At 71.5% G+C, this 19,791-nt stretch carries 26 protein-coding genes and 1 pseudogene; 14 read left to right on the top strand and 13 right to left on the bottom strand.

What is annotated here, in order from left to right:
* From DMB42_RS45470 to DMB42_RS45480, 3 genes and pseudogenes are all read left to right on the top strand, one after another.
* Positions 1–107 (top strand): annotated as a pseudogene (locus DMB42_RS45470) (IS5/IS1182 family transposase); the annotation flags it as partial.
* Positions 108–136: 29 nt separating this feature from the next.
* Positions 137–1,348 (top strand): esterase-like activity of phytase family protein, encoded by a 1,212-nt coding sequence (locus DMB42_RS45475; RefSeq protein ID WP_125646177.1) that lies wholly within the window; start codon positions 137–139, stop codon positions 1,346–1,348.
* A 67-nt stretch (positions 1,349–1,415) separates the two neighbouring features.
* Positions 1,416–2,213 carry an alpha/beta fold hydrolase gene (locus DMB42_RS45480; protein WP_125646179.1) on the top strand — a complete coding sequence of 266 codons (798 nt, stop codon included), beginning with the start codon at positions 1,416–1,418 and terminating at the stop codon, positions 2,211–2,213.
* A 6-nt stretch (positions 2,214–2,219) separates the two neighbouring features.
* Here the strand turns inward: DMB42_RS45480 and DMB42_RS45485 are convergent, their stop codons facing one another.
* The gene (locus DMB42_RS45485; protein WP_125646181.1) at positions 2,220–2,849 is read right to left on the bottom strand and encodes a TetR/AcrR family transcriptional regulator; all 630 of its coding nucleotides are present in this window, start codon (positions 2,847–2,849) and stop codon (positions 2,220–2,222) included.
* Positions 2,850–2,934: 85 nt separating this feature from the next.
* Here DMB42_RS45485 and DMB42_RS45490 point away from each other — a divergent pair, with 85 nt between their 5' ends.
* Positions 2,935–3,567 carry a maleylpyruvate isomerase N-terminal domain-containing protein gene (locus DMB42_RS45490; RefSeq protein ID WP_125646183.1) on the top strand — a complete coding sequence of 211 codons (633 nt, stop codon included), beginning with the start codon at positions 2,935–2,937 and terminating at the stop codon, positions 3,565–3,567.
* Here DMB42_RS45490 and DMB42_RS45495 read toward each other — a convergent pair whose 3' ends face one another.
* Positions 3,568–3,801 (bottom strand): DUF397 domain-containing protein, encoded by a 234-nt coding sequence (locus tag DMB42_RS45495; RefSeq protein WP_125646185.1) that lies wholly within the window; start codon positions 3,799–3,801, stop codon positions 3,568–3,570.
* 133 nt (positions 3,802–3,934) lie between these two features.
* Positions 3,935–4,816 carry a helix-turn-helix transcriptional regulator gene (locus tag DMB42_RS45500; RefSeq protein WP_125646187.1) on the bottom strand — a complete coding sequence of 294 codons (882 nt, stop codon included), beginning with the start codon at positions 4,814–4,816 and terminating at the stop codon, positions 3,935–3,937.
* A 231-nt stretch (positions 4,817–5,047) separates the two neighbouring features.
* Here DMB42_RS45500 and DMB42_RS45505 point away from each other — a divergent pair, with 231 nt between their 5' ends.
* Positions 5,048–5,419: an ATP-binding protein gene (locus DMB42_RS45505; protein ID WP_229823318.1), complete on the top strand. Its 372-nt coding sequence runs from the start codon at positions 5,048–5,050 to the stop codon at positions 5,417–5,419.
* Between the two features lie 18 nt (positions 5,420–5,437).
* On the opposite strand, the gene DMB42_RS45510 is transcribed toward DMB42_RS45505, so the two are convergent.
* Both DMB42_RS45510 and rsgA read right to left on the bottom strand, forming a co-directional pair.
* Positions 5,438–6,064, bottom strand: coding sequence for a phosphoribosyltransferase (locus DMB42_RS45510; RefSeq protein ID WP_125646191.1), 627 nt, complete (start codon positions 6,062–6,064; stop codon positions 5,438–5,440).
* Between the two features lie 68 nt (positions 6,065–6,132).
* Entirely contained in the window at positions 6,133–7,230 is a 1,098-nt protein-coding gene (rsgA, locus tag DMB42_RS45515; protein WP_125646193.1) for a ribosome small subunit-dependent GTPase A, read from the bottom strand.
* Positions 7,231–7,573: 343 nt separating this feature from the next.
* On the opposite strand from rsgA, the gene DMB42_RS45520 reads away from it, so the two are divergent.
* Both DMB42_RS45520 and DMB42_RS45525 read left to right on the top strand, forming a co-directional pair.
* Complete coding sequence (locus tag DMB42_RS45520) at positions 7,574–8,062, top strand: sigma-70 family RNA polymerase sigma factor (RefSeq protein ID WP_221762665.1); 489 nt, start codon at positions 7,574–7,576, stop codon at positions 8,060–8,062.
* Positions 8,059–8,775, top strand: coding sequence for an anti-sigma factor (locus DMB42_RS45525; RefSeq protein WP_125646195.1), 717 nt, complete (start codon positions 8,059–8,061; stop codon positions 8,773–8,775). Before DMB42_RS45520 ends, DMB42_RS45525 begins: the two co-directional genes overlap by 4 nt.
* Here the strand turns inward: DMB42_RS45525 and DMB42_RS45530 are convergent.
* Complete coding sequence (locus tag DMB42_RS45530; protein WP_125646197.1) at positions 8,765–9,094, bottom strand: helix-turn-helix transcriptional regulator; 330 nt, start codon at positions 9,092–9,094, stop codon at positions 8,765–8,767. The genes DMB42_RS45525 and DMB42_RS45530 overlap by 11 nt on opposite strands.
* Positions 9,095–9,180: 86 nt before the next feature.
* Between DMB42_RS45530 and DMB42_RS45535 the strand changes: the two genes are divergently transcribed.
* A complete protein-coding gene (locus DMB42_RS45535) occupies positions 9,181–10,179 on the top strand; it encodes a zinc-dependent alcohol dehydrogenase family protein (protein WP_125646198.1) in 999 nt (332 codons plus the stop codon).
* 104 nt (positions 10,180–10,283) lie between these two features.
* On the opposite strand, the gene glyA is transcribed toward DMB42_RS45535, so the two are convergent.
* The 4 genes from glyA to DMB42_RS45555 all read right to left on the bottom strand — a co-directional run bounded on the left by glyA (position 10,284) and on the right by DMB42_RS45555 (position 14,014).
* Positions 10,284–11,684, bottom strand: coding sequence for a serine hydroxymethyltransferase (glyA, locus tag DMB42_RS45540; protein WP_396985798.1), 1,401 nt, complete (start codon positions 11,682–11,684; stop codon positions 10,284–10,286).
* A 146-nt stretch (positions 11,685–11,830) separates the two neighbouring features.
* On the bottom strand, positions 11,831–12,763 hold the full coding sequence (locus tag DMB42_RS45545; protein ID WP_229823316.1) for a YihY/virulence factor BrkB family protein: 933 nt from the start codon (positions 12,761–12,763) through the stop codon (positions 11,831–11,833).
* Between the two features lie 57 nt (positions 12,764–12,820).
* Entirely contained in the window at positions 12,821–13,195 is a 375-nt protein-coding gene (locus DMB42_RS45550; protein WP_125646200.1) for a YccF domain-containing protein, read from the bottom strand.
* A 54-nt stretch (positions 13,196–13,249) separates the two neighbouring features.
* Positions 13,250–14,014 (bottom strand): TIGR03084 family metal-binding protein, encoded by a 765-nt coding sequence (locus DMB42_RS45555; protein WP_185845219.1) that lies wholly within the window; start codon positions 14,012–14,014, stop codon positions 13,250–13,252.
* A 55-nt stretch (positions 14,015–14,069) separates the two neighbouring features.
* On the opposite strand from DMB42_RS45555, the gene DMB42_RS55690 reads away from it, so the two are divergent.
* The 6 genes from DMB42_RS55690 (at position 14,070) to DMB42_RS45575 (ending at position 17,753) form a co-directional block, all read left to right on the top strand.
* Positions 14,070–14,195: a hypothetical protein gene (locus DMB42_RS55690; protein ID WP_260478325.1), complete on the top strand. Its 126-nt coding sequence runs from the start codon at positions 14,070–14,072 to the stop codon at positions 14,193–14,195.
* 67 nt (positions 14,196–14,262) lie between these two features.
* Positions 14,263–14,346: a putative leader peptide gene (locus DMB42_RS56545; RefSeq protein ID WP_311132608.1), complete on the top strand. Its 84-nt coding sequence runs from the start codon at positions 14,263–14,265 to the stop codon at positions 14,344–14,346.
* Between the two features lie 104 nt (positions 14,347–14,450).
* Positions 14,451–16,124, top strand: a complete 1,674-nt coding sequence (locus tag DMB42_RS45560; RefSeq protein WP_125646204.1) for a nitrite/sulfite reductase — start codon at positions 14,451–14,453, stop codon at positions 16,122–16,124.
* Positions 16,121–16,264: an Insertion element protein gene (locus DMB42_RS45565; RefSeq protein WP_103955276.1), complete on the top strand. Its 144-nt coding sequence runs from the start codon at positions 16,121–16,123 to the stop codon at positions 16,262–16,264. The genes DMB42_RS45560 and DMB42_RS45565 overlap by 4 nt, the downstream gene beginning before the upstream one ends.
* On the top strand, positions 16,261–16,989 hold the full coding sequence (locus DMB42_RS45570; RefSeq protein WP_125646206.1) for a phosphoadenylyl-sulfate reductase: 729 nt from the start codon (positions 16,261–16,263) through the stop codon (positions 16,987–16,989). Before DMB42_RS45565 ends, DMB42_RS45570 begins: the two co-directional genes overlap by 4 nt.
* Before the next feature lie 23 nt (positions 16,990–17,012).
* Entirely contained in the window at positions 17,013–17,753 is a 741-nt protein-coding gene (locus DMB42_RS45575) for a sirohydrochlorin chelatase (RefSeq protein WP_260478326.1), read from the top strand.
* A gap of 4 nt (positions 17,754–17,757) precedes the next feature.
* On the opposite strand, the gene DMB42_RS45580 is transcribed toward DMB42_RS45575, so the two are convergent.
* From DMB42_RS45580 to DMB42_RS45590, 3 genes are all read right to left on the bottom strand, one after another.
* Positions 17,758–18,447: a hypothetical protein gene (locus DMB42_RS45580; RefSeq protein WP_125646211.1), complete on the bottom strand. Its 690-nt coding sequence runs from the start codon at positions 18,445–18,447 to the stop codon at positions 17,758–17,760.
* Positions 18,448–18,449: 2 nt separating this feature from the next.
* Positions 18,450–18,950 (bottom strand): SigE family RNA polymerase sigma factor, encoded by a 501-nt coding sequence (locus DMB42_RS45585; RefSeq protein ID WP_125646213.1) that lies wholly within the window; start codon positions 18,948–18,950, stop codon positions 18,450–18,452.
* Positions 18,951–19,021: 71 nt separating this feature from the next.
* Entirely contained in the window at positions 19,022–19,765 is a 744-nt protein-coding gene (locus DMB42_RS45590) for a DUF1707 domain-containing protein (RefSeq protein ID WP_125646215.1), read from the bottom strand.
* Positions 19,766–19,791: the final 26 nt, after the last annotated feature.

The following is a 19,791-nucleotide window of genomic DNA, read 5'->3' on the forward strand; positions in this document are numbered from 1 at the left end:
ACCGGCTGAAGAACTTCCGGGCCGTGGCCACGCGCTATGACAAGCGCGCCTACATCTTCCTCGGCACCGTCACCCTGGCCGCCCTGGTCATCTGGCTCCGGACCTGATCCAAGAAACAGCTCCTAGCGTGCCCGCCATGAGACGCATCACCACCCTGACGTGCGCGGCGGCCCTGGCGCTCGCCCTCGCCGCCCCCGCGACGGCCGACTCACTCCGGCCCGAGGACAAGGGCCAGGCCGGCTTCGGCCGCGCCACGCTGACCGGCTTCGCCGCGCTGCCCGCGCAGACCTACGTCCCCGGCAGCGAGCCGTCGGGCTCGCTCCTCGGCACCGCGCCGGTCAACGGCGTCACCCCGCCCTTCCCCGGCCAGCCCGTCCAGGGCTTCAGCGGCATCGCCCGCCGCCACGACGGCACCTTCGACGTGCTCTCCGACAACGGCTTCGGCAACAAGGCCAACAGCGCCGACTTCCTCCTGCGCGTGCACCACGTCAAGCCGGACTTCGCCGCCAAGTCGGTCGAGGTGCTCGGCGGCGTCAACCTGACCGACCCGCGCGGGCTCGTCCCGTTCGCCCTGACCCGCCCGGACCGTACGCTGACCGGCTCCGACTTCGACGTCGAGTCGATCGTGCGCGCGACGGACGGCACGTACTGGATCGGCGACGAGTTCGGCCCCTTCCTGCTGCACTTCGACCGCAAGGGCCGGCTGCTCGAAGCCCCGATCGAACTGCCCGGCGTCAAGGCCCCCGAGCACCCCTACCTGAACGGCGGCCGGCCCAACCTGGCCAGCAGCAAGGGCTTCGAGGGCATGGCCAGGTCCGTGGACGGCCGCAGGCTCTACCCGCTGCTCGAAGGCACGGTGGACGGCGACCCGGCGGGCACGCTGCGGATGAACGAGTTCGACCTGCGCAAGCGCGCATACACCGGGCGCACGTGGACGTACCAGCTGGAGGACCCCTCCCACTCCATCGGCGACGCCATCGCCGTGGACGCGAACCGCTTCCTGATCATCGAGCGGGACAACCTCCAGGGCGACGCGGCCAAGGTCAAGCGCATCTACCTGGCCGACACCCGTGACAGGGACCACGACGGCGCGCTGGACAAGACGCAGGTGGCGGACCTGCTCGACCTGGCCGACCCGCGCGGTCTCGGCGGCGCTCCCGGCACGTTCAGGTTCCCGTTCCAGACCATCGAGGACGTGGTCGTCCTCGACGACCGCACCCTGGCCGTGCTGGACGACAACAACTTCCCCTTCTCCAACGGCCGCACGCCGGGCCGTCCGGACGACAACGAGTTCATCACCGTCCGCCTGTCGCGCGGCCTTCAGGCCGATCCGCGAATTTATCGGTAGAAGCATGTAGAGAAGCGTGGGCCGGCTCCGACCTCCCGGTGACAAGAGCCCGTAGAAGGAGTTCGACATGCAGCCCACGCTTCAGACCGTCACCTCGGCCGACGGCACCCGCATCGCGTTCGAGAGCAGCGGCGACGGCCACCCGGTGATCCTCCTGGGCGGCGCGTTCAACGACCGCACCACGGTCGCCCCCCTCGCCGCCGCCCTCGCGCCCGCCTTCCGCGCGATCACCTACGACCGCCGGGGCCGGGGCGGCAGCGGCGACGCGCCCGCCTACGCCGTGGAGCGCGAGGTCGAGGACCTGGCGGCGCTGATCGAGCAGGCCGGCGGCTCGGCGAGCGTCTTCGGCCACTCCTCCGGCGCGATCCTCGCGCTCGAAGCCGCCGCGCGGGGGCTGCCGATCGCCCGCCTGGCCGTCTACGAGCCGCCGTACGTCGTGAGCGACGCCCGTTCCCGCCCCGGGGACGACTTCGCCGGTCGCCTGCGCGCCCTGGTCGAGCAGGACCGGCGCGACGACGCCGTGGCGATGTTCCTGACCGAGGGCGCCGACGTGCCGGAGCAGGTGGTGGCGGGGATGCGGTCCGAGCCCGTGTGGAACTGGTTCACCGGGCTGGCGCACACGCTTCCCTACGACGCCGCCGTGTCGGGTCCGGGGCAGTCGCTGCCGGCCGGACGGCTGGCCGGCATCACCGTGCCCACCCTGGCGATCGGCGGCGACCGGTCCCCGGCGTGGATGCTCGACGCCGTACGGGCGGTCGCGGAGGCCGTACCGGGTGCCCGGCACCTGGTCCTCCCCGGGCAGGACCACGGCGTGCTGGGCGAGCCCGAGGCGCTGCGCCCGGCGCTGGAGGATTTCCTGGCCTGAGCGGGATCATCCGCTTTCGTGGCTCTTGGCGAGGGCGTCCCGCATCTCCGCCGCCGCCTCCGGGGTCAGCACGGGGTGGGAGTAGAGGTCGAGCAGGGTGAGCGCGAGCAGGTGGGCGCCCTCGGGGCTGAACACGTCCACGCCGAGGCCGCGGGAGACGTGCTTGTGCAGCACGCCGACCGACAGCGACATGGCCGTGGACACGGTCGCGCGCGCCTTGCGCCCGGCGAACGGCTCGTCCGCGCGGGTCTCGTCGAGCTCTTCGAGCCACTGCTCGCTCAGCTCGGCGATGCCGTCGAACAGCGGGGCCGCCCAGCCCTCGGCCAGCGCCCGCGCCACGTACAGCCGGTACGGGCCCAGCGCGCCGAGGGCGGCGGCCACGGGATTGTGCCCGGCGGGAAGGCCGCCGTCGCGGAGGTCGCCGGCGATCCGCCGGACGATCCTGATCAGGTGCTCGTCGCACGCCTCGCGCAGCGCCTGCTTGGAGCCGTAGTGGTGGCGCAGCAGCCCGGAGGACACGCCCGCGGCCTCGGCGATGGCCCGGATCGTGGCCCCCTCGAACCCGTGCTCGCCGAAGTGCAGCAGCGCCGCGTCCCTGATGCGGGCGCGCGCGGTGAGGTCTTCGGGCTCGGTCATGCGGTACGGCTCTCGTGGCGGACGTGCGGATCGTGACGACCCTACACGGGCGTGCAGGAAGCGGACGGGCGATAGGGTGCCCCTCATGCCGGAACCAGCCCATGTGACCGCCGACGACCTCGACGAGGCCGTCGCCCTGGCCGTCGACACGCTGCGGGGCGCGCCGCCGCAGGCGTGGGAGCAGAGGGCGGGCTCGCTGGAGTGGACCTGCTGGGAGACCGTCGAGCACCTCGCCGACGACCTGTTCTCCTACGCCGCCCAGCTCGGGCTCAAGGTGCCGCCGATGGACACGTACGTGCCCTTCGCGCTGGAGCGGCGCAGGCCCGGCGGCCCGAACAACTCGATCCACGCCGACCGCGCGGCCGGCCCCGGCGGGCTGCTGCAGGTGCTCCAGGGCCGGGGCGCGCTGCTGTCGTCCATGGTGCGCACCGCGCCGCCGCAGGCGCGCGGCCATCACATCTTCGGCATGGGGGACGCGACGGCGTTCGCCGCCATGGGCCTGGTGGAGACGCTCGTGCACATGCACGACCTGGCCGAGGGGCTGGGCCTGCCCTGGGAGCCGCCCGCGGAGGTGTGCGCGCGGGTGCTGGCCCGGCTGTTCCCCGACGCGCCCGTGGACACCGCCCCCTGGTCCACGCTGCTGTGGGCCACCGGCCGCGGCGAGATTCCCGGACGGCCGCGCCTGACCCGATGGCGCTGGTACAACGAACCCCGCTGATCAGACGATCAGGTCGTCGAACTCCCCGTCCTTGGCCCCCAGGACGAACGCGGTGATCTCGGCCTGCGTGTAGACCAGCGCGGGGCCGTCGGGGAACCGGGAGTTGCGCATGGCGATCTCACCCGTGGGCAGGTCCGCGACCTCGACGCAGTTGCCGTTGGGGTTGCTCCGCCTGCTCTTGCGCCAGACGACGGGGAGGCGACCGGCGGGGGTTCCGTTCCGGAACTCATGCATGGGGGCAGCTCCTAGCGATCTTACGGATGCACGTGCATCCGCGTTTGCGCTGACCATACGACAGCACGACGAACTCCATATACCGGATGACCAAAAATCCGACTATGGAGTGGATCACAGGAGTTTTAGCAGCTCATCCGGAAAGGAGCTGTTCCAGAAAGTGCCGCGTCTGCTTGGGCTCAAGGGCCTGAATGCTGAGCCGGTCCATGACCTCCATGTAGTGGTCGGAATCGACCGGCTTGTCCAGATAGAGGGCGCTGGTGAGCTGTTCCATGTAGACCACGTCGGGCAGGTCACGCTCGGGGAAGCGCAGGATGCTGAACGCGCCGCCGGCCGCCGCGTGGCCACCGCTCTCGAACGGCACCACCTGGACGGTGACGTTGGGCCTCTCCGTGGCGTCGAGCAGGTGGCGGACCTGCTCGCGCATGACCTCGGCCCCGCCGAGCACGCGGCGCAGGACCGCCTCGTCGATCACGGCCCACAGCTTGAGCCCGCTCTCCAGGCGTCGTTGCCTGGTGACCCGCAGCGCGACGCGGCGGTCGAGCTCGGGGTCGAGCGCCTTCTCGTTGCCGAGCCTGATCACGGCCTTGGCGTACGCGGGCGTCTGCAGCAGTCCGGGGACGAACTGGTTCTCGAACGTGCGGATGGCGGAGGCGGCGCCCTCAAGTCCGATGTAGACCTCGAACCAGCCGGGGAGCAGGTCGCCGTACTTGTGCCACCAGCCGGGGGCGTTGGCCTGCCTGGCCAGGGCGAGCAGCGGCTCGCGCTCCTCGGGGGCGATGACGCCGTAGAGGGTGAGCAGGTCGGCGACGTCCCGCTGCTTGAAGCTGACCTGCCCCAGCTCAAGCCGGCTGATCTTCGCGTGGGACGCGCGGATGGAGTATCCGGCGTCCTCGCGGGAGATGCCCTTGTCGGTACGCAGTCTGCGTAGTTGCGTACCCAGCAGGATGCGCAGCACTGTCGGGCTTCCCGGCGAGTAGCTGAGAAGCTTTCCCTCCGCGCTCTGTGCGCTCACTCGACCGCTCCTAGATCATCTGCACGTGCAGATGGTATTCGCATCGGTAAAACACGAAAAGTCTTGCATCAATAACCACACCCCGTAAAGATGGGCACTGGATCACCAAACCGCGCTTCGGGGGCCAGAATGACGACTTTCGACGCTCGGCCGCAAGCCGCCATAGGTTCCCGGCCACCAGGGTGGCTCGCGTCCATTCTGGTGGATGGGCGTGCCGGGGAGTGCGAGGCGGTGCTCCCTTTTCATGAACGCACCGCGTTCGAGCCCGCGTGTGTGGCGACGGCCCGGCGTTTCGTGGACCGGACGCTCACCTCGTGGACGGCCTCCGACCTGGCCTTCGACGTCCAGTTGGTGGTCTCCGAGCTGGTCACGAACGCCATGCGGCACGGCGGCGGCGCGGTGCAGCTCCGGCTGCTGTTCCACCGTCCCGAGCTGGCCTGCGTGGTGACCGACCACAGCGAGACCGTGCCGGTGGCGGCGCCGGCGGACGTGTTCGCCGAGTACGGGCGTGGGCTGCGGCTGGTCGACGCGCTCTGCACCGCGTGGGGCTGGTTCGCCCCCGGCGGCTCCCGCAAGCTGGTGTGGGCGGTGCTCTCCGGCTAGCCGCCCGTACGGGCGAGGTCACCGCCGGTCCAGCAGGTCCAGCACGTCCTCGTCGGTGAGCTGGTCGAAGTGCGCGTACCACTGGCCGACCGCCCTGAAGTCGGCCGGGGTCAGCAGCACCACCACCTCGTCGGCCTCCGAGCGCATCATCCTGACCGTGTCCTGCGCGCCGACCGGAACGGCCAGCGTCAGCCTGGCGGGCCGGGCCGCGGCCACCGCCCGCAGGGCCGCCCTGGCGGTGACGCCCGTCGCGAGGCCGTCGTCCACGACGATCACCTCGCGCCCGGCCAGCGGCGGCAGCGGCCGGCCGCCCCGGTACGTCTCCACCCGGCGCGCCAGCTCACGGCGTTCCCGCTCGACCACGTCCGCCACGGCCTCGGGCGTCAGGCCCAGCCGGTCGAGCATCGTCAGGTCGAACACCGGCTCCCCGCCCTCGGCGATCGCCCCCACCCCCAGCTCGGGGGCCGGCGGGTAGCCGATCTTCCGGGTGACCAGCACCTCCAGCTCGCCGCCGATCCGGCGTACGACGGGGACGGCCACGGCGACCCCGCCGCGCGGCAACGCCAGCACGACCGGGTCATGCACCTCCGGCAGCCGCTCGGCCAGCAACGCCCCGGCCTCGGCCCGATCCGCGAACAACTCCATGACCTGTGCCTACCCTTCTCCCCCGCGCCTCACCGCACGTGGCGGCGGGGCGCGGGCGAGATCGCGGGTCAGGGGCGGTTACGCGGGGAGCGGCGCATCTCCTTGTGGATGATCTTCCACTTGTTCTGCTGCTCCTTGCGCAGCCGCGCGTCCGTACGGGAGGCCATCCACGCGGCCTCCCGCTGCAGCTTGCGCCAGCTCTGGAGGCGGCGCTCCGGCAGCTCGCCGTTCTCCAGGGCGGCCAGCACCGCGCAGCCGGGCTCGCTCACGTGCCCGCAGTCGGCGAACCGGCAGCGCCTGGCCAGCTCCTCGATGTCGGCGAAGACGAGATCGACGCCTTCCCCGATGTCGTAGAGGCCGATCCGGCGGATGCCCGGCGTGTCGATGATCAGCCCGCCGCCGGCCAGCGGGATCAGCTCCCGGTGCACGGTGGTGTGCCGCCCGCGCCCGTCGGCCGCCCGGACCTGCTGGGTCTCCATCACTCCGAGCCCGGCCAGCGCGTTGACCAGTGTGGACTTGCCGGCGCCGGACGGGCCGAGCACGACGGCCGTACGGGAGCCGTGGAGGTAGCCCGCGGCCAGCGTGACCCCCTCCCCGCGCAGCGAGGAGACGGCGTGCACGTCGACGCCCGGCGCGGCGGCGCGTACGTCGGCCAGCAGCTCGTCGAGCCCCGACTCGGACAGGTCGGCCTTGGTGACGAGCACGACGGGCGTGCCGCCGGACTCCCAGGCCAGCGCCACCAGCCGCTCGATGCGGCCGAGGTCGGCGAAGTCGGTCGAGTGCATGGACGGCTCGGCCACGAAGACGACGTCGACGTTGGCCGCGAGCACCTGGCCCTGGCCGTCGCCGGACAGGCCGCCCACGGAGTCGCGGCTCACGCCGCCCCGGACGAACGCGGTGGTGCGTGGCAGCACCTCGTCGAGCTCGTACCGGCCTTCGGGCAGCCATCTGAGCGCGACCCAGTCGCCGACGCACGGCAGCGCCACCGGATCACCGACGGACGAACGGCGCACGCGGGCGCCGTACTTGACGTGGTGCTGACCGTCGGCGGCGATCACCTCGGCGGCCGCGCGGTCGACACGGGCCACCCGCGCCGGGACGGTGTCAGCAGGAAGCTCGGCGGCGCGCAGGTCGGTCCAGCCGAGCAGGAAAAGATCGAAAGACAAGACGGTGAAACCTTTGATCGAGAAGGAAACGGGCAGCTCAGACGAGCTCCCGGAGGTAGACGGACGGCAGGCGGAACAGAATGACCCGCATAGTCCTCACCTCCTCGATCGGTTGCGCAAGCGACTCTAATCACCCTGGCGCTGGGGATGCAATCCAATTTTCTTCGGCCTTGTGTTGAACCGTGCCAGGGCGGCCGAGCGTACTCCCTCCCGACGGACGCGAGAAAGGGGAATGATGCGGATCAGCACGTATCCCCCGCCCTCGGCCGAGGGGGCAGCCCCGGCGGGCAAGCAGCGCCTGCGCCACCTGATCCGGCGGGTGCGACCGGACGACGAGGTCGTCGTGTCCGCGCTCTACCGGGAGTACCACCGGCCGTTGCTGGCCTTCGTGGTACGGCTGACGGCGGGCGACCGGCAGTGGGCGGAAGACGTGGTGCAGGAGACGATGATCCGGGCCTGGCGCAGCGCCGAACGGCTGGATCCCGATACGCCCTCGCTCATGCCCTGGCTCGCCACGGTGGCCAGACGTATCGTGATCGATGACCGGCGGCGCAAGGAGGCGCGCCCGCACGAGTCGGGCGACGGGGCGCTGGAGAGCATGCCGGTGCCGGACGAGATGGAGGGGCTGCTGCACCAGGTGGTCGTGTCAGAGGCGCTGAAGGCGTTGTCACCGGCGCACCGCGAGATCCTGAACGAGACGATCCTGCGGGACCGGTCGGTCAACGACGCCGCCGAGGCGCTCGGCATCCCGGTGGGCACCGTGAAGTCCCGCGTCTACTACGCGGTGCGCGCGCTGCGCGTCGCTCTGGAGGAGAGGGGGGTGACGGCGTGACCTCGCAGGTCGAGCACACCGATGTGGGCGCCTACGCCCTCGGGCTGCTGGAGGAGGACGACCGGCTGGCCTTCGAGTCCCACCTGCGTACCTGCTCGTCCTGCCGGTTCGAGTTGTCGGACCTGGCGGGGGTGGCCGGCGTGCTGCAGGGCATCGGCCCGGTGGAGGACGCCGGCCCTCCTCCTGAGGGGCAGGCCGGCGTGGCCGACCTGCTCCGCCGCAAGAAGGCGGCCGACCGGCGGGCGCGCAGGGGCACGTTCCTGCTCGGGATGGCGGCGGCGGTCGCGCTGGTGGCCGGGGGGCTGACGCTCGGCACGCAACTCTCCGGGGGCGACCCGCCGCCGGCGATGGCGGGCCGTACCGACCACATGGGTCCGGCCGAGCAGTTCTACGCCGACGGCACGCCGATCGCGGGCAAGGGCGTGAACGGGGTGTCGGGCGGGCTGGTGGTGGAGTCGAAGGGCTGGGGCACACACGCGGCGCTGAAGTTGTCGGGGGTGAAGGGCCCGCTGGAGTGCGAGCTGGTGTCGGTGGGCAAGTCGGGCGAACGGCGCGTGATGACCGGCTGGTCGGTGCCCGCGCCGGGTTACGGCGTCCCCGGCTCGCCGTCCCCGCTCTACATGCACGGCGGCAGCGCGATGCCGCTGAAGGAGATCGACCGCTTCGAGGTGGTCACCAGGACCGGCACGCCCCTGCTCACCGTCAAGGTCTGAGCCCGGGGCGCCCGGCGCCGACGACGGCGTCGATCAGCCCGGGGAACGCCTCGTCGAACTCGGCCCGGCGCAGCGTGTTGAGGCGCGCGGTGCCGACGTAGTACTGCCGGATCAGGCCGGCCTCGCGCAGCACGCGGAAGTGGTGGGTGGCCGTGGACTTGCTGACGGAGATGTCGAACCCGCCGCAGCTGATGTCGTCGGCGGCGTCGCTGAGCTGACCGACGATCCTGCGCCGGACCGGGTCGACGAGGGCTTCGAGAACCTTCTGGAGGGTGACCTCCCGCAGGTCTGGGTGGTCCGGGGTGCGGTCGGCTTCCATGGCCCCATAGTACGACACCCATCGAAGTTTGACGACGGTCGTACTTAGGGGTTGAATGGCGCCCACTGAGACGAAAGGACCATGTGATGACCAGGACGGTGTTGTTCCGCGAGCTCGGCGGCCCCGAGGTGTTGAGGCTGGAGGACGCCCCGGCCGGCGAGCCCGCGGCGGGCGAGGTGCTGATCCGGGTGGAGGCGATCGGGCTCAACAGGTCCGAGGCGCTGTTCCGCAGCGGCCACTACATCGAGCCGGTAAGCCGTTTCCCCTCCCGGCTCGGCACCGAGGCCGCCGGCGTGGTCGAGGCGCTCGGCGCGGGCGTGACCGGGTTGCGGGTGGGCCAGCCGGTCAGCACGGTGCCGGCGTTCTCGCAGAACGACTACGGGGTCTACGCCGAGCGGGCGGTCGTCCCGGCGGCGGCGGTGCTGGCCCGTCCCGAGGGGGTGGGCCCGGTCGACGGCGCGGCGGTGTGGATGCCGTACGTGACGGCCTACGGCGCGCTGGTCGAGGTGGGCGGGATGCGTCCCGGGGACACGGTCGTGCTGAACGCCGCCTCCAGCAGCGTCGGCCTGGCCGCGATCCGGGTGGCCGACCGGATGGGCGCCACGCCGATCGCCCTCACCCGTACCGCGGCCAAGAGGGAGGCGCTGCTGAAGGAGGGCGCGGCCGAGGTGATCGTGACCGAGTCGGAGGACGTGACCGAGCGGGTGCTGGCGGCGACGGGCGGGCGCGGGGCCGAGTACGTGTTCGACGCGGTGGCCGGTCCCGGGGTGACGGAACTGGCCGGGCTCGTCGCCCCCGAAGGCCTGCACCTGGTGTACGGGGCCCTGAGCGGCCTGCCGACGCCCTATCCGGGGATCGACCTCGGCATGCCGGCGCTGAACATGCGCACGTACACGATGCACGAGACGACGCGGGTGCCCGAACGGCTGCGGCGGGCGGCCGCGTTCGTGGCCTCCGGGTTGCGGTCGGGGGCCTTCCGGCCGGTGGTGGACCGGACGTTCGAGCTGGCGGAGATCGTCGAGGCCCACCGTCACATGGAGGGCAACGCCCAGTTCGGCAAGATCGTGGTGACGGTCCAGCACTGACCGTTTTGTGGAAATTTACCGGTTTCCCGGATGAACCTCGGCGGGGCCAGGCCGCGTACTGCCTGCCGTACGACGAACAGCACGCTCAAGCCCTCCGAGGCCGGTCAGGGGCGGCTCGGTCCCGCCCCCGCCGGTCCTACCGGCGACCCGGGGAACTCCGGCCCCGGTCGCGACCGGCGCCCCGCCGCACACGGGAGCCCGTGCGGCGGGGCGTCCGGCCGTCCGCCCGGCGGGCGGCGGCGCGGGCCGGGTCCGGCCAGGCCGGGCGCGGGGAACTGTGCGGTCAGCTCGCTGACCTCGTGGTGCACGCGGGTGATGACGTCCTCGGCGTCGCCCTTGGCCAGGGCCGTGACGACCTCGTCCATCCAGGCGCCGATCTGCCGCATCTCGGCCTCGCCCATGCCGCGCGAGGTGACCGACGGGGTGCCGATGCGGATGCCGGACGGGTCGAACGGCTTGCGGGTGTCGAACGGCACCGCGTTGTAGTTGGTCTCCAGCCCGGCCCGGTCGAGCGCCTGGGCGGCCGGCTTGCCGCCGATGCCCTTGGGCGTCAGGTCGAGCAGGATCAGGTGGTTGTCGGTGCCGCCGGAGACCAGGTCGAAGCCCCGGTTGGACAGCTCCTCGGCCAGGGCCTTGGCGTTGGCGACGACCTGGTGGGCGTAGTCGCGGAAGGACGGCTGGGCGGCCTCGTGCAGCGCGACGGCGATGGCGGCGGTGGTGTGGTTGTGGGGACCGCCCTGAAGGCCGGGGAAGACGGCCTTGTTCAGCGCGGTGGCGTGCTCGTCGGCGGTGGCCATGAGCATGGCGCCGCGCGGGCCGCGCAGCGTCTTGTGGGTGGTCGTGGAGATCACGTCGGCGTGGCCCACCGGGGACGGGTGGGCGCCGCCCGCGACCAGGCCGGCGATGTGCGCGATGTCGGCCGCGAGCACGGCGCCGACCTCGCGGGCGATGGAGGCGAAGCCCTCGAAGTCGATCGTGCGCGGGATCGCGGTGCCGCCACAGAAGATCAGCTTCGGCCGGTGCTCCAGGGCCAGCTCGCGCACCTCGTCACGGTCGGCGCGGCCGGTGTCCCTGCGCACGCCGTAGCGGACCGGGTTGAACCACTTGCCGGTGGCCGAGACCGACCAGCCGTGGGTCAGGTGGCCGCCGAACGGCAGGCCCATGCCGAGCACGGTGTCGCCGGGCTGCAGGAAGGCCAGGTAGATGGCGAGGTTGGCGGGCGAGCCCGAGTACGGCTGGACGTTGGCGTGGTTGACGCCGAACACCGCCTTGGCCCGCTCGATCGCCAGCGTCTCGATCTGGTCGATGACCTGCTGGCCCTCGTAGTAGCGCTTGCCCGCGTAGCCCTCGGAGTACTTGTTGGTCAGGACGGTGCCGGTCGCTTCCAGCACGGCCTTGGACACGTAGTTCTCGGACGCGATCAGCTTGACGGTGTCGGCCTGGCGGCTCTCCTCCGCCTTGATGAGCTCGGCGAGCTGCGGGTCGACGCTAGCAAGAGAACTCATGACTCCCCTGTCATCATTGACAATTTGGCGAAGACCCAGGCGCTCGGCCTCCGCTCCGGTTAAACCGCTCCCAGGTGGTCGATCCCACCGAATGCGCCAGTCGCGTCGCCCTAGACGATAGCGGATGCGCAACCGGCCGCTTCCCGCTACTTGGTCCGGCTCTCTCCCGGCCAGAGCCGGTCGACCTCGGCGTTCAGGATGGCCCCGATGAGCACGGCCAGGGCGGTGATGTAGAGCCACAGCAGCAGCGCGATCGGGGCGGCGAGTGAGCCGTAGACGGAGACGGGCGAGAACCAGGCCGCCAGCACCGCCCGCAGGACGGCCGCGCACAGGATCCACAGGAACAGGGCCAGGATCGCGCCGGGCAGCTCCCGGTACCACTTGGTCCGCACCGGCACGCTGACGTGGTAGAGCACGGTGAGGAAGAGCACCGAGCCGCTGATCACGACCGGCCAGTAGAGGATGTCGATGAGGATGCCGTACTCGCCGGGGAGGGCGTCCTTGAGCAGGGTGGGGCCGATGACGAGGATCGGCATGACGATGATGCCGATGATCAGGCCGACGACGTAGAGGCCGAAGGACATCAGCCGGGTGCGGATGATGCCGCGTTCCTCCCCCAGCCCGTACGCGACCGAGATCAGGTCGACGTAGACGTAGAGCGCCCGCGAGCCCGACCACAGCGACAGCAGGAAGCCGAGGGAGATGATCGAGACCTTGTTGGCGTCGTCCCTGAGCACGTCGGTGATGAGCGGACTGATCACCTTCTTGACGGCCTCGTCGGTGAACAGCAGTCCGGCCTGCTCGATCACCCAGGTCTTGACCTCGGTGACGACGCCGCCGCCGAGCCAGGTGCCGAGCTTGCCGAGCACGCCGATCAGGCCCAGCACGAACGGCGGCAGCGACAGCAGTGCGAAGAACGCCGCCTCGCCGGCCAGGCCGGTGACGCGGTAGTTGACACCCGCGTTGGTGGCCGCGCGCACGATCGCCCACGCGTTGGTGTCGAGCACCCAGTTCAGCCTGGCCCGGGCGTTGGAGGCGAGCCGCCTCTTCGGCCGGGAACGCGCATCGGTGGACGTCATGGCACCCAAAGGTATTCGCAGTTACTCTCCGGGACAGCTTACGTCCCGGCTCCTGCCCTAGTCGTTGTCCACGATGCGCGCGCCCAGCGGAAGGAGCGAGACGGGGATCAGCTTGAGGTTCGCGATGCCCATGGGGATGCCGATGATGGAGATGAACAGCGGGATCGAGGTGACCACGTGCCCGATCGCCAGCCAGACGCCCGCGACCACGCACCAGATGATGTTGCCGATCAGGGAGAAGACGCCGGCGTCCGGATCGCGTACGACCGTCCGGCCGAACGGCCACAGGGCGTAGGCGGCGATCCTGAACGAGGCGATGCCGAACGGGATCGTGACGATGAGGATGCAGCAGATGACCCCGGCCACGGCGTAGCCGATCGCCAGCCAGATACCGGCGAACACCAGCCAGATGACGTTCAGAATGGTGCGCATGCTCACAGCATGTCACCGGGCGTGCGGTCCACGTCATCCGGTAGGACCCTGAACTTACCCTGACCGGGGCGGCCGTCCCTTCCCGGGCGGCCCGGCGAACGCCTGGGCGATCTCCATCCAGGCGCGGGCGGGCTCACCTGCCGTCTCCAGGGCCGTGTCCGACAGGTGGACGCGCTGGGTGACCAGCAGGCAGAAGTCGAGCATCGGGCCGCGTACGACGGTCCGGGCGTCCGGGGGGCCGGCGGTCCACGGGTCGCCGGCCGGGGTCGTGAGCTCGACCCGTACGGGCTCGGCGGGCTGGGGCAGGCCGCGGGCGGCGAAGCTGTAGGGCCGGGCGCGGAAGCCGAGCAGGGCCACGTGCCGCAGCCGGTCGGTGGGCTCCCTGGCGACGCCGAGCGCGTCGGCGACGTCCTGGCCGTGGGCCCAGGTCTCCATCAGGCGCGCGGTGACGAACGACGCGCCCGACATCGCCGGGCCGAACCAGGGCACCCGGGTACGGGAGCCGAGCGCGGCGAACGCCTCCAGGGAACGGGCCCGCGCCGTACGGAACCAGGCGTGCAGTTCCTCCGGCGGCAGGCCGCGGGACGCCTCGGCCAGGTCGTCCACCGAGCCGGTCCGGGCGGCCAGGGCCAGGAAGCCGTCCGGGTCGGTGACCGCGAGCGCGGCGGCGTCGTCGAACCAGGCCAGGTGGCTCACCTGGTCGCGTACGGCCCACCCCTCGGCGGGCGTGGGCGTCTCCCAGCCCGCGGGCCGCAGAGGCGCGAGCAGCGCCTCCAGGGAATCGGTCTCGGCTTGGAGGTCGGTGAGCAGTCCGGCCATGAGATCCACGGGCGCCAGCCTAACCCGAACAAGGTTCTAGGAGAATAATGCAGACGTGATCTGCGAGAGCTGCAAGGACAAGCGTCACGACGACTGCCGCGGCGGCTCCTGGTGCGACTGCCAGCATCAGAGCGAGGAGCGGCCCCAGGAGTCGGCGCTCGACTGGCCGCGCCAGGGATAGGGCCCCGGAAGTCCAGACTCTGGACCCCATCTTGGACATCCGGGGTCACCGGAGTATCTTCGGAGGTATGCCAGCGGACCCCATGCTCGTCGGTCGACGCCACGTCGACCTTCAGCGTGTCCGCAGTGCCATCTGTTGCGACGCCCGCTAACTCATCTTCTCCACCGCAGAGCGCGTCGCACCCACCCTGAACCCCTGCACTCGACGACGAGGCAGGAGGAACGCTGCGCGCGCCCACGAACCGAAGGACGCGCAATGAGCACCCCTGCCAGCCGGCATCACAAGCGCCCGCGCGGCGAAGGCCAGTGGGCTCTCGGTTACCGGGAGCCGCTGAACAAGAACGAAGAGAACAAGAAGAACGACGACGGCCTCAACGTCCGCCAGCGCATCATCGACATCTACTCCAAGCGGGGCTTCGACTCGATCGACCCCGCCGACCTGCGCGGACGCATGCGCTGGTACGGCCTCTACACCCAGCGCAAGCCCGGCATCGACGGCGGCAAGACCGCGATCCTGGAGCCGGAGGAGCTCGACGACCGCTACTTCATGCTCCGCGTACGCATCGACGGCGGCCAGCTCGACCTGCGCCAGCTGCGCACGATCGCCGACATCGCCAACGAGTACGCCCGCGGCACCGCCGACCTGACCGACCGCCAGAACATCCAGCTCCACTGGATCGAGATCGAGTCGGTGCCCGACATCTGGGAGCGCCTGGAGGCCGTGGGCCTGTCCACCACCGAGGCGTGCGGCGACACCCCGCGCGTCATCCTGGGCTGCCCGCTGGCCGGCATCGACTCCGAGGAGGTGCTCGACGCCACCCCGGACATCTGGTCGATCAACCAGGAGTTCATCGGCAACCCCGCGTACTCCAACCTGCCGCGCAAGTTCAAGACCGCGCTGAGCGGCTGCCCGGCCCACTGCACCGTGCACGAGATCAACGACGTGGCGTTCGTCGGCGTGGTCAACGAGCACGGCGAGGCAGGCTACGACCTGTGGGTCGGCGGCGGCCTGTCCACCAACCCGATGCTGGCCAAGCGCCTCGGCGTCTTCGTCAGCCCCGAGCGCGTCAACGACGTCTACGCGGGCGTGATCGGCATCTTCCGCGACTACGGCTACCGGCGGCTGCGCCACAGGGCCCGGCTGAAGTTCCTGGTCAACGACTGGGGCGTGGAGAAGTTCCGCGAGGTGCTGGAGACCGAGTACGTCAAGGAGAGCCTGCCCGACGGCCCCGCGCCCACCCTGCCGCGCGGCAGCCGCCGCGACCACGTGGGCGTCTACCCGCAGAACGACGGCAACTTCTACGTGGGCTTCGCGCCCAAGGTGGGCCGCCTCGACGGCGACAAGCTGCACGCGATCGCCGACATCGCCGAGCGGCACGGCTCCGACCGGGTGCGCACCACCGTCGAGCAGAAGATGGTCGTCCTCGACGTCGCCCCCGACCGGGTGGAGTCCCTCGTGGCCGAGCTGGAGGCCAACGACCTCCAGGTCAACCCCTCCACGTTCCGCCGCCAGACGATGGCCTGCACGGGCATCGAGTACTGCAAGCTCGCCATCGTCGAGACCAAGGCCACCGCCGCGCACTTGATCGACGAGCTGGAGCGGCGGCTGCCCGACTTCGAGCAGCCGCTCACCATCAACGTCAACGGCTGCCCCAACTCCTGCGCCCGCATCCAGGTCGCCGACATCGGCCTGAAGGGCCAGCTCGTCGTGGACGAGAACGGCGACCAGGTCGAGGGCTACCAGATCCACCTGGGCGGCTCGCTCGGCGTCGAGTCGGGCTTCGGCCGCAAGGTGCGCGGCCTGAAGACCACCGCCAAGGCCCTGCCCGACTACGTCGAGCGCGTGGTGGGCAACTACGACACCCAGAAGAAGGAAGGCGAGTCCTTCGCCGACTGGGTGCAGCGCGCCGACGAGGCGGACCTGAAATGACCACACGAGCGGTTCCCTTCCACTGCCCGTACTGCGGCGACGAGGATCTGGAGCCCTACGAGGGGGACGGCGGCTGGTACTGCCGCGCCTGCGCCCGCGCGTTCAAGCTGAAGTTTCTCGGGATCGGAGTGAAGATATGACGCTGGTCGACATCGAGGTCGGTTTAAGAGATCAACGTGGCACGCTCGACCTTCAGGACATCGTCGAGTCCGCCGCCACGTTCCTTGAGGGCGCCCCGGCCAGGGAGATCATCCGGTGGGCCGCCGCGACGTTCGGCGACCGGTTGTGCCTGACGTCCTCCATGAGCGACGCGTTGCTCATCGATCTGGTGAGCCGCGTCAAACCCGGCGTGGACGTGCTGTTCATCGACACCGGCTATCACTTCGCCGAGACGATCGGCACCCGTGACGCGGTGCGGCAGGTCTATGACGTCAACGTGATCGACATCAAGCCGTCCAGGACGGTCCAGGAGCAGGATCGCGACCTCGGGCCGCGCCTGTTCGGCCGCAACCCGGACCTGTGCTGCTACCTGCGCAAGGTGGAGCCGCTGAACCGGGCGCTGGAGCCGTATCTGGCGTGGATCTCCGGCATCCGGCGGGACGAGTCGTCCAGCCGTACGAGCACCAAGGTCGTCGAGTGGGACGCCAAGCGCCAGATGGTGAAGGTCAACCCGATCGCCGCCTGGACGCAGGAGGACGTCGACAACTACATCGCAGACAACGGCGTGCTGATCAACCCGTTGCACTACGACAACTACCCCTCGATCGGCTGCGCGCCGTGCACCCGCCAGGTCGCCGAGGGCGAGGACCCGCGCAGCGGCCGCTGGGCGGGGCTGGGGAAGGTCGAATGCGGCATTCACCTGTGATCCCCGGCAGGGGCCGCGTCCCGTTGGCAGACGGGCCGGCCCCCGGCCGCGTGCCACTGGTGGCGGTCGCGCACGGGTCGCGCGACCCGCGTGCGGCCGCCACCGCGGCCGCGCTGCTGGAGCGCGTGCGCCTGGCGCGTCCCGACGTGCCGGTGCGGGTGGCCTACCTCGACCACTGCGCGCCCTCGCTCGGGCAGGCGCTCGACGGGCTGGGCGAGGCAGTGGTGCTGCCGCTGCTGCTCACCGAGGCGTACCACAGCCGGGTCGACCTGCCCGCCGCGCTCAACGAGGCCCGCGCGCGCGACCCGCGCCTGCGGGTGCGCTACGGCACGACGCTCGGGCCGCACCCGCTGCTGCTGCCGGCGCTGGAACGGCGGCTGGCCGAGGCGGGCGTGCCGCCCGGCGACCCCGGCACGGCGGTGGTGCTGGTCTCGGCCGGGTCGAGCGACGCCAGGGCCAACACGGTGATCGCCGACCTGGCCCGTACGTGGCGGCGTGCCGGCTGGTGGACGGTGACCGCGGCCTACGCCTCGGCCGCCGGCCCCACGCCCGAGGAGGCCGTCGCGCGGCTGCGGGCGGCGGGAGCGCCCCGCGTGGCCGTCGCCCCCTACCTGCTGGCGCCCGGCTTCTTCGCCGACAAGATCCGCCGGGTCACCGCGCCGGCCGTCTGCGCCGACGTGCTCGGCCCGGCGCCCGAGCTGGTGGACGTGCTGCTGGAGCGGTACGAGTCGGCCCTGCGCGACCGCGTGCCGGTGGCCGGCTGAACGTTCAGCACCGAGCCGTGATCTCGCCGGACCTCGGATCGACCCTGACCACGTCGGGCCGGCACGAGCGGGTACGGGCGTCCACCAGCGTCAGCCGCCACTCGGCGGGGTAGGACGCGGTCCTGGCCAGCAGCAGGTCGGCGCCCGCGGCGGTCATCGTGCCGGTGCCCGCGTCCGCGGCCCGCACGACGGCGGCGCTCACCTCGTTCACGCCGTCGCGGGCCGTGGCGTCGCCGACCCATCCGGGAGGCTGCCGGACCGTGGGCCCGCACGCGCCGGTGGCGACCAGGTCGCCGTTGAGCCAGACCAGCCCGTAGCCGCCGGGCGGGCAGGTGAGGGCGAAGGACAGTTTCTCCGCCTTCGCCCTGAAGGTGAACGTCTCCCGCCTGCCTCCTTGGGAGTAGCCGTGGAAGAGCGGCAGTCCGGGCTGGGCCAGGTCGGGCGCCGGCTGGGCCAGGGCGCCGGCCCACACGCCCCCGGCCGCGGGGGCGGGCCGCGTCACGGGCCGGGTGTCCACGGTGAGCACCGTGACGGCCGTGACCGCCAGGGCCGCCGCCGCCACCGAGCCCGCCAGGCGGCCCCTGCGCCGCCTGATGCCGCGGACGCGGGCGTCCACGTCGGCCAGGCGTACCCCACCGGGGGGCGCGTCGGCGCTGTCGTGGTCGAGCAGGTCGCGCAATCGTTGTTCTGTCATGGTCAGCTTCCCGTCTCCGCCGCGGCCCTGGCCGCTGGATCGAGCCGCAGCTTGGCCAGCGCGCGGCTGGCCTGGCTGCGTACGGTGGCCACCGAACAGCCCACGATCCCGGCGATCGCCTCGTCGGGCAGGTCCTCGAAGTACCGCAGCACGATCACGGCCCGCTGCTTGGCCGGGAGCGCGGCGAGGGCGGCGCGGAGCGCGTCCCTGGTGCCGAACCCGGCCGTGTCGTCCTGGTCGTGCGGGCGGTCCGGGAGCTCGCCCGTGGCCACCTCACCCCGCCAGCGCCGCCGCCACCAGGAGGCGTGCGTGTTGGTGAGGATGCGGTAGACGTACGGGTCGGGGTTCGCGCCGACGCGCCGCCAGGCCAGCCAGGCCCTGGCCAGCGCGGTCTGCGTCAGGTCCTCCGCCGTGCCCCAGTCGTGGCACAGCAGGTAGGCCGTCCTGAGCAGGCGGGCCGAGCGCTGCTCGACGTAGCGCTCGAAGTCGGCACGATCCCGCATCGAGGGGTCCTCACTGTCCGGTGATGTTCACCGATCACTACGCCGAAGACCCCCGCGTACGTTGCACCGCCTCAGTAATCCCGGTGGTCGCGGCGGCGGCGGTCGCGTTCCAGGGCTCGGTGCTCGTCGCGGATCTGTCGGCCGACCTCGCGGGCGTCGTCGCGCATCTGGCGGCCGATCGCGCGCCAGTCGTCGCCGTGCAGCGCCCGCCAGTGCTCGCGCCAGGCGGTGAGGCCGCGCTTGAGCGGCTGGGCGCGCGAGTCGCCGAGCACCTTGACGTCGCCCATCACGGCGTAGGCGCGCACCCTGATCACCGGGACGTTCATGCCGGGCGCGGCCTCCAGCACGTCGACCCGCTTGTCGCCCATCACGGCGACGCCGTCGAGGTCCACGTTCACGCCGTCCGGCACGATGATCTTGACGTCGCCCATCACGGACACCGCCGTCACGTCCACCACGTCCGTACGGACCTCGGCCTCGCGCAGGTCGAGCAGCACGTCGCCCATCACGGCGACCGCGCCGAGCTCCTGGTCGATGCGCCAGGTGCCGCGCCGTTTGGTGTCGCCCATGATGCCGACGAACCAGCGCCGCTTGCCGCCCTCGCGGGCCGGGGCGGTGGGCATGGGCGTGCCGCCCGTGGGGAGGTCCTGGGTGAGCAGGGCCAGTTCGGCGTGCGTGGTCGCGGTGTAGGCGGCCTCGGTGCGGTCGGTGAGCTCGGCGAGCGTGAGCCTGCCCTCGACCGAGGCGACGCGGAGCTGTTCGACGACGGCCTCGCGCTCGGCGTCCGACGCGCGCACCTCACCCGGTTCTGTCATAGACGCAACATATCGCGTCTTGCCCC

The sequence above is a fragment of the Nonomuraea sp. WAC 01424 genome, from assembly GCF_003947315.1.
In the GTDB taxonomy this organism is placed as follows: Bacteria; Actinomycetota; Actinomycetes; order Streptosporangiales; family Streptosporangiaceae; genus Nonomuraea; species Nonomuraea spiralis.

Coding starts and splice junctions, on each gene's coding strand:
- DMB42_RS56545 (WP_311132608.1), top strand. CDS start 14,263: ATGCCAGCGGACCCCATGCTCGTCGGTCGACGCCACGTCGACCTTCAG.
- DMB42_RS45570 (WP_125646206.1), top strand. CDS start 16,261: ATGACGCTGGTCGACATCGAGGTCGGTTTAAGAGATCAACGTGGCACG.
- DMB42_RS45560 (WP_125646204.1), top strand. CDS start 14,451: ATGAGCACCCCTGCCAGCCGGCATCACAAGCGCCCGCGCGGCGAAGGC.
- DMB42_RS45530 (WP_125646197.1), bottom strand. CDS start 9,094: ATGGAAGCCGACCGCACCCCGGACCACCCAGACCTGCGGGAGGTCACC.
- DMB42_RS45565 (WP_103955276.1), top strand. CDS start 16,121: ATGACCACACGAGCGGTTCCCTTCCACTGCCCGTACTGCGGCGACGAG.
- DMB42_RS45590 (WP_125646215.1), bottom strand. CDS start 19,765: ATGACAGAACCGGGTGAGGTGCGCGCGTCGGACGCCGAGCGCGAGGCC.
- DMB42_RS45585 (WP_125646213.1), bottom strand. CDS start 18,950: ATGCGGGATCGTGCCGACTTCGAGCGCTACGTCGAGCAGCGCTCGGCC.
- DMB42_RS45535 (WP_125646198.1), top strand. CDS start 9,181: ATGACCAGGACGGTGTTGTTCCGCGAGCTCGGCGGCCCCGAGGTGTTG.
- DMB42_RS45555 (WP_185845219.1), bottom strand. CDS start 14,014: ATGGCCGGACTGCTCACCGACCTCCAAGCCGAGACCGATTCCCTGGAG.
- DMB42_RS45495 (WP_125646185.1), bottom strand. CDS start 3,801: ATGCATGAGTTCCGGAACGGAACCCCCGCCGGTCGCCTCCCCGTCGTC.
- DMB42_RS45485 (WP_125646181.1), bottom strand. CDS start 2,849: ATGACCGAGCCCGAAGACCTCACCGCGCGCGCCCGCATCAGGGACGCG.
- DMB42_RS45545 (WP_229823316.1), bottom strand. CDS start 12,763: ATGACGTCCACCGATGCGCGTTCCCGGCCGAAGAGGCGGCTCGCCTCC.
- DMB42_RS45510 (WP_125646191.1), bottom strand. CDS start 6,064: ATGGAGTTGTTCGCGGATCGGGCCGAGGCCGGGGCGTTGCTGGCCGAG.
- DMB42_RS45580 (WP_125646211.1), bottom strand. CDS start 18,447: ATGACAGAACAACGATTGCGCGACCTGCTCGACCACGACAGCGCCGAC.
- DMB42_RS45490 (WP_125646183.1), top strand. CDS start 2,935: ATGCCGGAACCAGCCCATGTGACCGCCGACGACCTCGACGAGGCCGTC.
- glyA (WP_396985798.1), bottom strand. CDS start 11,684: ATGAGTTCTCTTGCTAGCGTCGACCCGCAGCTCGCCGAGCTCATCAAG.
- DMB42_RS45480 (WP_125646179.1), top strand. CDS start 1,416: ATGCAGCCCACGCTTCAGACCGTCACCTCGGCCGACGGCACCCGCATC.
- DMB42_RS45475 (WP_125646177.1), top strand. CDS start 137: ATGAGACGCATCACCACCCTGACGTGCGCGGCGGCCCTGGCGCTCGCC.
- DMB42_RS45550 (WP_125646200.1), bottom strand. CDS start 13,195: ATGCGCACCATTCTGAACGTCATCTGGCTGGTGTTCGCCGGTATCTGG.